The organism is uncultured Gimesia sp., assembly GCF_963972345.1.
In the GTDB taxonomy this organism is placed as follows: domain Bacteria; phylum Planctomycetota; class Planctomycetia; order Planctomycetales; family Planctomycetaceae; genus Gimesia.
In genome coordinates, this window is sequence record NZ_CAXAVM010000198.1 from 1 (window position 1) to 12634 (window position 12634).

12 protein-coding genes are annotated in these 12634 nt (G+C 51.6%); 9 read left to right on the top strand and 3 right to left on the bottom strand.

Annotated features, from left to right (window positions below):
- The first annotated feature begins 1220 nt into the window (after nt 1–1220).
- Both AACZ40_RS23800 and AACZ40_RS23805 read left to right on the top strand, forming a co-directional pair.
- Nucleotides 1221–2108 (top strand): hypothetical protein, encoded by an 888-nt coding sequence (locus tag AACZ40_RS23800; protein WP_291166709.1) that lies wholly within the window; start codon nt 1221–1223, stop codon nt 2106–2108.
- A gap of 66 nt (nt 2109–2174) precedes the next feature.
- Nucleotides 2175–2861 carry a hypothetical protein gene (locus AACZ40_RS23805; protein WP_291166710.1) on the top strand — a complete coding sequence of 229 codons (687 nt, stop codon included), beginning with the start codon at nt 2175–2177 and terminating at the stop codon, nt 2859–2861.
- Between the two features lie 663 nt (nt 2862–3524).
- Here AACZ40_RS23805 and AACZ40_RS23810 read toward each other — a convergent pair.
- Nucleotides 3525–3794: a hypothetical protein gene (locus AACZ40_RS23810; protein ID WP_291166711.1), complete on the bottom strand. Its 270-nt coding sequence runs from the start codon at nt 3792–3794 to the stop codon at nt 3525–3527.
- A 290-nt stretch (nt 3795–4084) separates the two neighbouring features.
- Between AACZ40_RS23810 and AACZ40_RS23815 the strand changes: the two genes are divergently transcribed.
- From AACZ40_RS23815 to AACZ40_RS23825, 3 genes are read left to right on the top strand one after another with little or no spacing between them, the layout of a single operon-like run.
- Nucleotides 4085–4894 (top strand): TIGR04255 family protein, encoded by an 810-nt coding sequence (locus AACZ40_RS23815; protein WP_291166712.1) that lies wholly within the window; start codon nt 4085–4087, stop codon nt 4892–4894.
- Complete coding sequence (locus AACZ40_RS23820; RefSeq protein ID WP_291166713.1) at nt 4894–5364, top strand: hypothetical protein; 471 nt, start codon at nt 4894–4896, stop codon at nt 5362–5364. The genes AACZ40_RS23815 and AACZ40_RS23820 overlap by 1 nt, the downstream gene beginning before the upstream one ends.
- A gap of 10 nt (nt 5365–5374) precedes the next feature.
- Nucleotides 5375–5809 (top strand): hypothetical protein, encoded by a 435-nt coding sequence (locus AACZ40_RS23825; protein WP_291166714.1) that lies wholly within the window; start codon nt 5375–5377, stop codon nt 5807–5809.
- 42 nt (nt 5810–5851) lie between these two features.
- Here the strand turns inward: AACZ40_RS23825 and AACZ40_RS23830 are convergent, their stop codons facing one another.
- Nucleotides 5852–6064 (bottom strand): hypothetical protein, encoded by a 213-nt coding sequence (locus AACZ40_RS23830; protein WP_291166715.1) that lies wholly within the window; start codon nt 6062–6064, stop codon nt 5852–5854.
- Nucleotides 6065–6264: 200 nt separating this feature from the next.
- Here AACZ40_RS23830 and AACZ40_RS23835 point away from each other — a divergent pair, with 200 nt between their 5' ends.
- Nucleotides 6265–7275, top strand: a complete 1011-nt coding sequence (locus AACZ40_RS23835) for a DUF1214 domain-containing protein (RefSeq protein WP_291166716.1) — start codon at nt 6265–6267, stop codon at nt 7273–7275.
- Between the two features lie 277 nt (nt 7276–7552).
- Nucleotides 7553–8980 (top strand): hypothetical protein, encoded by a 1428-nt coding sequence (locus AACZ40_RS23840; RefSeq protein WP_291166717.1) that lies wholly within the window; start codon nt 7553–7555, stop codon nt 8978–8980.
- Between the two features lie 52 nt (nt 8981–9032).
- Here AACZ40_RS23840 and AACZ40_RS23845 read toward each other — a convergent pair whose 3' ends face one another.
- The gene (locus AACZ40_RS23845) at nt 9033–9521 is read right to left on the bottom strand and encodes a TIGR03067 domain-containing protein (protein WP_291166718.1); all 489 of its coding nucleotides are present in this window, start codon (nt 9519–9521) and stop codon (nt 9033–9035) included.
- 678 nt (nt 9522–10199) lie between these two features.
- Between AACZ40_RS23845 and AACZ40_RS23850 the strand changes: the two genes are divergently transcribed.
- Nucleotides 10200–11336 (top strand): 2-hydroxyacid dehydrogenase, encoded by a 1137-nt coding sequence (locus AACZ40_RS23850; protein WP_291166719.1) that lies wholly within the window; start codon nt 10200–10202, stop codon nt 11334–11336.
- Between the two features lie 122 nt (nt 11337–11458).
- Nucleotides 11459–12547, top strand: coding sequence for a methylated-DNA--[protein]-cysteine S-methyltransferase (locus AACZ40_RS23855; protein WP_291166720.1), 1089 nt, complete (start codon nt 11459–11461; stop codon nt 12545–12547).
- The last annotated feature ends 87 nt before the right edge of the window (nt 12548–12634 follow it).

Below are 12634 nucleotides of genomic sequence, written 5' to 3' on the forward strand. Positions count from 1 at the left end.
GCGCGTGACCAGTTTACAGAGCACTGAAACACGCGACACCGGTTCCTGATCTTCACTATAAATAAGCCTGTTTTTTCCAGATCATCAGTTCTCATATCCGCACTCATTCCTGATGTAACCCTGCGGGTCGCCGCACATCGCAGGCTTTCGCCCCACAACCGCCCGGCCATCGCCCCATATCGGTTCGCTGTCAACCCGTATCGCCACCCGAATCCGTTCAGACCCCCTTGACAGGCCCGCGCCCCTGCAGAAAATAATCTTGCGAACAATGAAAGCAGACTGATCCCGAAATCAGTACTCACACAAGACTCATAAATGAATAATCGATCAAAACCGTCCATCACTCTAACTCAATCCTTATTTTGTAAAGTCACAAGAAAGAAACGGGTAGCCCCGGATGCAATCCGGGGTTGTCGCAGACAACAGAAAACTGTCAGAGCAGACATTCAAACCAGAACACCAGATCCAACCTGATTAGCCGCAGGGCGTTAGCCCCGGTTTATCGAGATTAACCAGAACCGCGTTGGACGGCACTGTTGACTTGCTAAACTGCGATGACGTAAACAGCTCCCCCACCTGGTCCACAGCGAATTATAATTATCGGCCCCCATTCCCCGCAGATGAAAATCACGAACCAGTAAACAGACAACGGGTAACCCCGAATGCAATTCGGGGCGAGCATCGCGAGCAGGAGGTCTCAGTTGCCGCGTCCAATCCGAAACCGGGCTGCCCCTCGACTCGGCACGGCCGGACGAACTCGCAGCAACCGCGGCTAACGCCGTTCGGCTAACAGGAAAGAAAATCGGGTCGCCCCCGAATACAATCCGGGGTTGTCACCGACAACAGGAAACCGTCAGATCAGCCACACAATTCAGATCAATGAAACCGACCTGCCAGGCTGTAGGGGCGGTACCCATGTGTCCGCCCGCCTGGCGAGATTCGCACCAGTTTCACACCCCAATGGGACCAGAGCAAACCCGCTCCCGTCATTATTCGACCACGAAAAACACCAAACCACACAAAAACAGACAATGGGTAACCCCGAATGCAATTCTACCCGCTCACCTCTGCACTGTTTTACAACCAGGTAACCAACCTCGGAACAACACTTCAACGAAAACAATGCTGTTAGTTCCTCGGGCATCGGTTAGAATGGAACAAGACCGAAAGACCACTCACGAACAGATATCAAGAACACGGAACTTTTGCGGATGTCTGCAATGAAACTGTTTCAACGTTATCCCTGGAAGTTACTTAAGCATCAAGGCCTGATCACCTTTTTACTGTTTATCCTGCTCATCTACATGGCTGCTTCTTCCACGTATCTGACCTACTTTGTCACCGGTTACGTATTGCGGAGCCCGTTCGAGTCCCAGGGAACGTATCTCGTTCGGTCCATTCTGTTTCTGAGCGACGAGCACAAACATTCGCCGGAAATGTACCGTGCGTACGTCGATGAATTAAAAACACTGGAATGGGACGACGTCAGGGGAGAGCTAATACCGCGTTACCTGAAAGGTTCGCCGTTTATCGGTTCCCGTTCCATGTTTTGTGAAAAAGACATGATGCGTCTCTGGCCCAAAGAGTTGAAGGCGGAATGCGAGCAGATCATTACGAAACAGGAGCAACACCCGACGTTGACCGAACGAGAGTACTTGAATGTTCTGTATTTACACTTCGATCTTTGCAGCAGCACGTATCCAGGAATGCGGGAAGTGGCCTCGGCCAGGGATGCCAGCGAAACCTGTATGAAAATCAGGGAGATCGTCAATAAGAAACCCCTCATGGGGGATAGTTACGTCTATGATCGTTACATCTATATGATGAAAAGCCTTGTCGAGAACGCCTGCCCCACTGCAGTGGAAACCATGAAGAGCGCAACCGCCAGCGAATTATTCTCGATCTATGTCATACGCCTGCTGAATCTGGAATCAGACACCCCCAAACCACCTGCGCCGGAACAAGAACAAATGAGGCAACTGGTAGACCGACTCCTCGAACTGGACGAATCAGAAAAGATCACCATTGAGAACGAAGCCGGCGTCACCAGGTTTATTCGAGCAAAGTCAGGCGAAGTGATTGTGGAATTAGACGACAGCAGAAAATGATAAGACTTCCAGACAAATACAGGTTCCAGAAACTTTGAATCCCGTTTGATGTGATGAGCTTAAATCATGGGTCTTGATGGCGTCGCACTTGTAATGGCAATTGAAGACAAATTCGGTATAACGATACCGGACGATGTCTCTTCAGAAATACGCACTGTGGACGATCTGGTGGGATTCTGCCTCGATCGTATTCACGCCGCTGATACAGTCTATTGCCCTTCGTTGTCCAGTTTTCTCTCACTGCGACATCTCGTGCGCGATATCCGAAATGATCCTGACCTGAGATTACGCCCGCGAGACAATGTCGAAACGGTGCTGGACGAATCTGATCGAAAACGTCTTTGGCAGCAACTGCCCGAGTTATTGAAATCACATCCGCGTGAACTGAGGCGACCTGCCTGGCTGCGCAAAACTCTGGTAGTAGTCGTTCTCAGTTTCCCGATTGCATTGATGGCAGTCCTTCCGTGGCACGTTGAAATACTGACATTGATCTGGTTGGCAACCATCGCATTGGGCATAATTCTCAATTGGCTCACAATCAATATGCGTACCCGGACGCCAGACGGATATACGACATTTGGTGACATCACCATACGGATCGTGGGAGTGACTGTCGCAACGAATCCGCCTGCAAAAACAGACTATGACACCGTGTTTTCAATCATCAAAGAAATTATTGTCGATCAACTCGGTGTCGATGCTGACGAGGTTGTTCCCACGGCCCGATTTATACAAGACCTCGGCTTGAACTGACACATTTCAAAACAATGCAAGCTAGGCTGCCGATTAAACCACTGCCATCAGAAACACCACCCATTTACCAGAACGGCTCTGCCACACGGAATTGAAAACTGGTTCCGGGCAATGATTCCTGGCGACCGTTTAACCGTTTGCCGTCCCACGTAACGATCGATCTGCGAGCATTTGCTCAATCTTAACAATCGCTTTAGATCGGTTTGAGCCTTTGATCAGCCATTGGGGGAGTGCATATAGCGCCGCCTGATTTCGGTCTTCGTTGCCTCTAAGGACATCTCGGATCTGCCGAAGCCGGCTTTCATTCTCAGCCCATAGCACGTTGTCACCAATGCAGATTCGGTACCAGAACCGATGCTCAAGTGACGCGCCCGATTTGAGTTCGTCAACAATGCCACATTGGGAGCACAGAATTCGTTTGACACAAAACCCGATATACGGGTTACGGTAAGTGCCATGCACACCGCGCGCGTACGTTTTTCCGACGCAACGACCTCCGCATGACGGGCAGACAAGGTCGTAGTCAGGACCGTCTTGGCCATAAAATAGTGTGTCTGTATCAAACCACATTGTGCCAGTTAGCCTTTGAGAGATAGAATTTGAATCTGTCTATATTTATCAGGATTGCTGTCTCGTATCAATTGCTGTCTTCTGGGCTGACGTTCACATCTGGTGTTTACCAAGGTAACACCCCCCAACGACCAGATTTTTAGCTTTACCGACGGCGCCTGCCGCTTCTGGAACAACCAACTCCTGATCCCCGCCGGCTACCAGGGCTTGCTGCTGGAACGAAATACAAAACCCTGAGCGGCGCTCGTCGAAAGTAATAAACTCGACAACAAACCGTCCCGAACTATTTTTCCGATCGCCTCTGCCACGCTGAGATGAAAAAAAGGTAAGGTGATGAATGAGCCGTGGAGCTTTTTTGTGCACGATTAATCTGTAACAAGTTTCTTGTATAGTTGTAAGGTTTTGTAACTAAATGACTTGTATTATTTATGTGCTTGTGAAATGCATTGACCCATTTATGCCTATGTGTATAAAATGCTATGTAGGAACAGCCTATCTTGTAGAATATTTATGCAAGGTAAGTTTACCAGTACTAAATGTGATCACGTTGCTTATTTTATGATGTATATGATAATTAGTGATCAGCTTTACGAAGGCTTCTAGATCTCCAAGTTTAATCATGGCCTTTATATGGAAGAGAAAAAACTCTTAGCATGAGTAACGAAAAATGCCCATCTTTTGAAAATCCACCAGTCATTGAGACCGCTCTTTCTGTTCAATTTGATGAACTATCAAATTTCAAATCTACGCACTTTGGCATGTTCTACGAGACTGTTAAAGACAGATTTCCTGTGGTTGAAGATCAGTCTAGGCTCGCCCCAGTAAGAGAACCTTTTCCAAGAATCCCGCGAATGCAAGGAATCCGATTCAAGGCCAACGAGGGGGGGCCTGACCGGGTATGGTATAAGGAACCTGATCACGGGAGTAAGATGTTGCAATTGCAGCCAGATAGATATGTTTTTAACTGGTGTCAGAAAGAAGGTGAGAAATATCCTCGTTTTTCAACTTATCTCCCACAATGCTTATCAGGATTTAAAGAATTCACAGAGTGGGCTCAGCAAAATGAACTAGGTCAAGTCAAACCAAATCTTTGTGAAGTCACCTATATCAATCAACTGTATCCTTATGAAGATGAAAAACTGATAGATTTTTTTGGAACTGTATTCACTGGTTTGCGATGGGAAACTTCTGATAACTGGCTTCCACAACCGCCTGAAATTGCGTCTTTCAACAGAGTTTTTGTAATAGAAGAAAATAAAGGAAGACTTTACGTAGAAGCCAGTTTCGCAGTTGATGGTGAAGGGCAAGAATTTATCCTGTTAAAAATCACAGCGAGGGTGAATATTAAAGAAGATGGCGATCTAGAGGAAGGAATGAACTTAGCTCACATTTGGGTTGTAAAAGGATTTACAAGCCTCACCGAAGATCACATTCAAGTTGAACGATGGAAACGGAGCCAGTAATGGTTATAACAGCTACTGCAGATGATATAACAACTTTTTCTCGTGCTAAATGTTTGACTACAAGCGCTGATAATTCGGTTGAGTGGGGGCGTGAATCTCGAGAACGATCAGCTGAATGGTATCGTCCTTGTGAGGAGAAAGTTATTGGATTCCTTCAATTAAGCGCTAACTGGGATAGTTATGGGGCGTTCCCAATAAGAGAAGAATCTGTCGAACGCGCACTCACAGTTCTTTACGATTTATCTTTGGTAAAGGGGATCAGGCGCCCTCGTGTTGTTCCCACTGTATCTGGCAACGTTGGGCTATCATGGGAGTGGGATGATTGTAATCAAGAACTCGACGTCGAAGTGGATGCTTCACGAGGTGTTCGCTACTCATATTATAATGAGAATGATCCTGACAAAAATCTCGAAGAAATAACTACATATGATCTCATGGATATAGCACAAATTCTTACTGATAAATGGTAATGGACGATGAATGAGCCAATCGGGGGCTGTGGAAAATATAGATGATGATGATATTCTTATGAGGCGTATACAGCCTGATGAGGACATGGTTGCTAAACGTAAAGAAGGTGGTTTACGTGCTTCATCCTTTGCAATGCAAACGAGGCGAGGAGAAGACTATTTATCTTGTTCCCTTCTTCGGATTACTTCGCCAAAAGAATTATTAGAGTTAATACCAGCAGGGGGAAAAAGCAACGATAGATGGAGAATATCAATCTTTCGTGCCTCTGACGCGAGGAATAATGGATACGAAATTATTCACGATCCTACAGATGAAGATTATGGTCACTCTATTGTAACAGGTCAAAACGGTGAGCCGATGCCAAACCACAAATTCAAAGAAATTGCTAGACATTCAAGGATTCTCACCGTAGAAGAAATAGAAAATCCGAATTTAATTACATAAAAACAAATAAAGGTTCCAGGAACCAAAAGCCGTCCCGGTTTCCTAAAAATGCCGGGCGTATAAATGCAGTGATGTGATTCCCCACTGCTGCAGGGGCTTGCTGGCATGGCTGTGGACTGTCTGCCCGGAACCAAACAGTTCGTCCCCGATATCAGGTAACTTGCTACTGATCAGCCTGGAGCAGTCTGTCTCTTGCAGGGGGCTGTCAAACACGATCTCCATTTCACGTTCATAAAGGCTCGTCAGATTTTTCAAGATCTCTGGGTCCAGGTCAGGTGAAAGCCAGTCCTTTTCAATAACCGGTAGCAGGTATTGCCGTCGTGTTCGACTGAGAATGGCTGCTTAACATTCGGGGCCCCAGGCTCGCTGAGACTACTTTACACCTGATTGACCTGTTAGACTCACCTGATTCTTTTCTTTCGGTGACTTGAACCTGTTTTTCTAAGGAGTTTAAAGTGGCCTTCACTCGATTCGCCAGCGTCCTGCTTTTCTGCCTCATGTCGACTGCCGTACAGGGCGGTGAGACGGTCAACATTCTGAACTACGTTCGCGCTGAGAGCGACATGCAGTTCAAAGGCTATGCTGCCAAGGCGGGCGGCGTCGGCAAGCTCTTGAATTTTCGCGAGGTGTATTCGGTCGAGAACCAGACGACGATCCGCGGCAATCGGGACACGTTGTATTCCTTTGGTGTGTACGACTTGACCAGCCCGATCACGATCATCAAGCCGGCATCACCGGACCGGTTCCAGTCGCTGCTCGTAATTGACCAGGACGAGTTTAACCCCGTGCTCAAGAATGGTGCGGGTAAGGTGACGTTGACGATCGACGACGTCGGTACGCGTTATGTGATGCTGGTGTTCCGCACCTTCTGTGATCCCAACAGCCGGGAAGACATGAAACAGGCACACGCCCTGCAGGATGCGATCAAGGTCGAGCAGGCATCGGCGGGCCAACTCGAACTGCCGGACTGGGATGAGACGTCGCTTGTGGCGACCCGTCAAGCGCTGAATCAACTGGCTGCCAAGCTGGATGGCTTTCCGGACGCCTTCGGGCCAAGAGGGGACGTCGATCCAACCCAGCACCTGCTGGGGGCCGCGTTTGGCTGGGGCGGAAATCCGCAGCGCGGGGCGATGTACTTCAATGTCACGCCGAAGCAGAACGACGGTCAGATCGCTTACACACTCACAATGCCTAAAGACGTGCCCGTTGCCGCCTTCTGGTCGGTCACCGTTTACAACAAAGATGGCTTCTTCACGCCTAACGACCTCAATGCCTACTCGTTCAACAGCATCACTGCCAAACGCGATGATGACGGCAAGGTGACGATCCATTTCGGCGGCGACTCTACGGCAAGCAATTATCTGCCCATCACCGACGGCTGGAATTACATCGTCCGCTGTTACCTTCCCGGCTGGCAGATTGTGGAGGGCAACTGGACGCCGCCTGCGCTGCAGCCTGTCGAATAATCGCAGAGCACAGACAGAGGCCCGGTGAAGTGGCTGGCGTTCACTGAGAATTATCTGCGAAGCAATAACAGATGGGAGGTTCAAAAAATATTGGACCTCCCCTATTCATTTATCATCCGTTCCACGCACTGCGATGCTGTGATGTTCCCATGGGTAATTCAGGGGAACCAGAGTTGGTGGCCTCTCCCGCACTCTTTTGCATTTCTCCACAAATCAATCATAATGCAGTTATGGACTGAAAACTGCACTCTTAGATCACCAACGAAAACACGCGCCCATGCTTTCCGAACTCAAACTCCTCGACGCCACACTGCACCGCACGGAAACAGAAACCCGGATGCCGTTTCGGTTTGGTATCGCCGTCATGACGGCGGCGCCGCATGTGTTTCTGCGGTGTCGGTATGAAATTGACGGTCAGGTCGTCACCGGCATTGCGGCGGAAGGTCTGCTGCCCAGGTGGTTTGATAAGTCGCCTGAGAAACAGGCAACGCAGGAGATCGACGAGATGCTGCTGGTCATTCGGCAGGCGGTCGCGTTTGCGCGGCAGGCGACAGCCGCGCCCGCGTTTGATTTCTGGCGGCAGGTTTACCAGGCACAGGTGACGTGGGCCGCGGAGCAGGGGCTGCCTTCGCTGCTGGCGCAGTTTGGGGTCAGCATGGTCGAACGCACGCTGCTCGATGCGCTGGCCCGGGCCGAACAGTGTAACCTGGCGACGCTGCTGTGGGAGAACCGCGTCGGCCTGGATCTGGCGGCGATTCACCCCGAACTGGCGGGCCGCACGCCGAACGAGTTTCTGCCTGATCAGCCGCTGTCGAAAATCATCGCCCGCCACACGGTCGGACTCTCCGATCCGTTGACTGCCGCCGACCTGACGCCCGAGAACCGCATCGATGACGGGCTGCCGCAAACGCTGGAAGACTGCATTCGCGTCTACGGTTTGCGGCACTTCAAGCTCAAGGCGCAAGGCGATGTCGACCGCGACCTGGAACGGCTGCGGTGCGTCGCGCGGGTTATCACCGCGCATTGCGGAAACAACTTCTCGTTCACGCTGGACGGCAACGAGCAGTACCGCGAGTTCCCTCGCTTCGTCGAACTCTGGGACGGCATTCAGGCTGATGCATTGTTGTCTGGGTTCTTCGAACGTCTGATTTTCATCGAGCAGCCCCTGCATCGCAGCGTGGCATTGGACCCTGCGATTGCGAACATTGCCGACTGGGAAAACGGGCCGCCGGTGATCATTGATGAATCGGACGCCGCCCTCAGTGCGCTGGAACAGGCGTTGCAGCTGGGTTACGCGGGGACGAGCCACAAAAACTGCAAAGGCATCATGAAGACGACCGCCCATCGCTGCCTGATCAATTTTCGCAACGCGCGCGAGAACACGAGCCGTTACCAGATGAGCGGCGAAGACCTGGTGAATATCGGCCCGGTCGCGTTGCTGCAGGACCTCGCGGCGCAGGCGGCTTTGGGCAATACGTCGGTCGAACGCAACGGCCACCACTACTTTCGCGGCCTGACCCCGTTCCCCAGGCAAATCAGCCAGCTGATGCTGCAGCAGCACAGCGATCTTTATACGCCGCTGGACAACGGCTTCGCCCGCGTCAACATCACGAACGGCGAACTCGACCTGACGTCAGTCAACGCCGCCCCGTTCGGCGTGTGCGTGGAAGTGCCCATGGACGGGTTTCAGGAGTTGTCGCTCTGAGTAATTGAGGAAGTGATCTGCCTGCATTGTACAGTGCAGGGATGCAATTCTACTACATGCGTTTCAGAACCAGAATATTTGATTTTATGTCTGATTTGAATTCCTGCGGTCGTTCTTCTGAACCGGTAACACATAGTCTGGCCTCAGTACCATTGATTTCAAAAATTCCGGTTCTCTTTTTTCCTGCGAGGGGTCCATCGACAACGGCCATATTAATTGAGTAAGGGGTCGTGGTCAAATCGAGTGTGTATTCTTCATTCGCCAGAACCTTTTCAGCCTGCTTCATTGTATGTTTACCATTCTGAAACTCTGCAATGATCGGGGCTCCGCTTGCATCGAGGGCTTCTTTGCCATTTCGGATTAATGACACGAGCTGCCATTTTCCAGATAGTGTCGGAGCAGAAGAAGCCTGCGATGATTGAGGCTGTGGCGTCGCATTTGACGCAGCTTCAGAATCTGAGGATGAATCGACCGGTGTACCAGTAGAGGCGTTACACCCCAGGGCGATCGTAAGGAACATAAAACAGAAGTAACTACGCATTCAAAACTCCTTTAAGTCACATTGGTGTTTAGAACGACAAGTTCAGATCGCATGAACAAAGATGAAGATCTCAAATATAAGACTGCATTTCTCTCATCAAGTCAAGATATTTATCTTCTGTGAAACGGAAGGCGAAAAGTTCATTTCATGGTCATCAGGAATACCCATCAACACCGTGGAAGTAAGAAAAAAGGGGACTGGATGGCTGGCAAAGTGAATGTCCCGGCTCCGTACAGGACCAGTTGGCCCGCTAGCCATGAAGTCGCCTGATGCAACTTTTTTTGTCAGTAAATGAGAAATTCTTACCGAAGAACGTGGAAAAAAATTAAGATCAGCAAGAAGAAGTATTCCACTGGCAGCCCAGGCGGTTTAGTTGCCTTGGGTGAGGCTGTTGCTGGGGCGGGTGGGAGTGGCAGGTGTCGCAGTCTGATTACTGATTCAGGCGAGGTGGATTCGAATTGACGACAGATGCTCAGGATGAACCGATTAGCGGACCAAGTTTCCGATCAGAGAACCTGGCGGTCATGATTCATCGCGTGTCAATTGTCGTCTGTATTGTTCTCCCGCTGGCTTACTGTGTTCAGACGGTGTTCGCCCCTTTATAATCGGGGACAGGCTTGCCAGATACTTTATATCGAACCGGTTTCAACGAGAGAGTGAGAGTCAGCAGTGGTAGACATGAACGACGGAGAACGCCTTCAGGCTTTCATCGAGCAGTTGCAGGGCCAGACTGGCCTGAACGCGGCCCGGTACGAGCGGATGCTGGCGGAGTTGAACGCGACTCAGCCGCGGGACGGACACGATGCGGAAGGCCGTCGGCAGATTGCGTTTTTTGATGCGAAGCAGTACGACCTCCAATCGTTCTCCGCGAGAAACGACGACAGTTTCCAGCTGATCGCCATCGAATCGCCGCTCAATGAGCAGACGGTTTCGGCGGCTGCCGGCTGCAAGGTGGTTTGTATTTTCGTCAATGATGAAGCGCATGAGCGAGTCATCGCGCGTCTGGCGGAGCTGGGGGTGGAACTGATTGCCCTGCGTTGTGCCGGCTTTAATCATGTCGACCTGGAGGCCTGTCAGAAGTATGGCATCAGTGTTGTGCGGGTTCCCGCTTATTCGCCGCATGCGGTCGCCGAACATACGGTGGCGTTGATGCTGATGCTCAACCGGCATTTGCACCAGGCTTACCTGCGGAATCGGGCCGGGGCATTTATTCTGGATGGGCTGACCGGCTTCGATATGTTTGGAAAAACAGTCGGCGTCATTGGCACGGGGAAAATCGGGCAGTGCGTTGTGCAGATCCTGAACGGGTTCGGCTGTCGGGTGCTGGCATATGACGTGCAGGAAAATCCCGAAGTCGCCCAACTGCCACAGACAGAGTATGTCGGTCTGGACGCATTGTTTGCTGAGTCCGATATTGTCACATTACATCTGCCGCTGTTCGAGGAGACGCATCACCTCATCAATTCTCAGACCATCGCCCAGATGAAGCGGGGTGTGATGCTCATCAATACGTCGCGGGGAGGCCTGGTGGAGACGGTCTCACTGATCGAAGGCTTGAAGTCGGGGCAGATCGGTTATGCCGGGCTGGACGTCTACGAAGAAGAAGCGGGTATCTTTTTCCACGATATTTCGAACCAGGTGCTCGACGATGACGTTCTGGCGCGCCTGATGACATTCAACAACGTGGTGATCACCTCGCATCAGGCATTCCTGACCCGCGAGGCACTGGATAACATCGCCGAAACCACCTTCGCCAATATCGCAGAATATTTCGCCGGCAAACGGGGAACAGAGCTGACGCACCATGTGGGTTAAAGGCCGACTGTGGTCTGAGGTTGCTGCCCCAATCCCAATTCCCTGTTCATTTCCCGGTTGTCGCTGTGGGCGGAATGGATACCATGTTAACAGAGTCACGGGTATTCAGAGGATTTTCAGAAATGACACAGTCAGACAAACCAGTTACCGCAATCGAATCGCTGCCGGACCGGGAGACGATGTACGCTGCGCTCGTCGAGCGGGACAGCAGTTTTGAAGGTGTCTTCGTTGCGGCGATCCGTACGACGGGGATTTTCTGTCGGCCTTCCTGCTCGGCCCGCAAGCCGAAGCCCGAGAATGTCGAGTACTTTCCCGATGCGAAAACGGCCCTCGCCAATGGCTACCGCGAATGCAAGGTCTGTCGTCCGCTGGTGGCGCTGGGCTCCACGCCCGACTGGCTGCAGCCATTGATTGAAGAGGTCGAGCAGGACGCCACCATCCGACTGCAGGCCGAAGATCTGCGCGAGCGGGGCCTTGATCCGGTCCGCGTGCGTCGCTGGTTTCAGAAACTGCACGGCATGAGCTTCAGCGCTTACCTCCGCATGCGGCGGATCAACCAGGCTTTCAGCCAGATTCAACACAAATCGTCGGTCACCGACGCGGCTTTTCAGAGCGGGTATGAATCGCTGAGCGGGTTTGGCGAGGGCTTCAAAAAAACGATGGGGACCGCGCCGGCGAAGAGCAACGGTCAGCAGGTGATTGTCGTCAATCGGATCTTAACGCCCCTCGGACCGATGCTGGCGGGCGCGACGAAGCAGGGGATCTGTCTGCTGGAATTCACGGACCGCCGGATGCTGGAGACACAGATCAATCGGCTGCAGAAGCATCTGAATGCGAAAGCGCTGCCCGGCGACAATCGCTTCTTTCCCATTCTGGAAGGACAGTTGCAGGCCTACTTTGCCGGGAAACGGACGGAATTCGATCTGCCATTGATCACGCCCGGCACCGAGTTCCAGCAGAAAGTCTGGGCGGCGCTGCGAACCATTCCCTGCGGCGCGACCCGTTCCTATTCCGAACAGGCTACGCTCATCGGCCAGCCGACCGCGGTTCGAGCCGTCGCACGGGCCAACGGCGACAACCGGATTGCGATTTTGATTCCCTGTCACCGCGTCATCGGAGCCGACGGCACCCTCACCGGTTACGGCGGCGGTTTATGGCGCAAGAAACGGTTGCTGGAAATCGAACAGCGAAAAGACGTCCCGTCAGAGTGAGCGTAATGACGCAGATGGCTCTTTCATTGACAGCGGGTCGCCCCGGATGCAATCCGGGGTTGTCGCAGACAACAGGAAACTGTCAGG

Coding starts and splice junctions, on each gene's coding strand:
- AACZ40_RS23800 (WP_291166709.1), top strand. CDS start 1,221: ATGAAACTGTTTCAACGTTATCCCTGGAAGTTACTTAAGCATCAAGGC.
- AACZ40_RS23805 (WP_291166710.1), top strand. CDS start 2,175: ATGGGTCTTGATGGCGTCGCACTTGTAATGGCAATTGAAGACAAATTC.
- AACZ40_RS23815 (WP_291166712.1), top strand. CDS start 4,085: ATGAGTAACGAAAAATGCCCATCTTTTGAAAATCCACCAGTCATTGAG.
- AACZ40_RS23820 (WP_291166713.1), top strand. CDS start 4,894: ATGGTTATAACAGCTACTGCAGATGATATAACAACTTTTTCTCGTGCT.
- AACZ40_RS23825 (WP_291166714.1), top strand. CDS start 5,375: ATGAGCCAATCGGGGGCTGTGGAAAATATAGATGATGATGATATTCTT.
- AACZ40_RS23840 (WP_291166717.1), top strand. CDS start 7,553: ATGCTTTCCGAACTCAAACTCCTCGACGCCACACTGCACCGCACGGAA.
- AACZ40_RS23845 (WP_291166718.1), bottom strand. CDS start 9,521: ATGCGTAGTTACTTCTGTTTTATGTTCCTTACGATCGCCCTGGGGTGT.
- AACZ40_RS23850 (WP_291166719.1), top strand. CDS start 10,200: ATGAACGACGGAGAACGCCTTCAGGCTTTCATCGAGCAGTTGCAGGGC.
- AACZ40_RS23855 (WP_291166720.1), top strand. CDS start 11,459: ATGACACAGTCAGACAAACCAGTTACCGCAATCGAATCGCTGCCGGAC.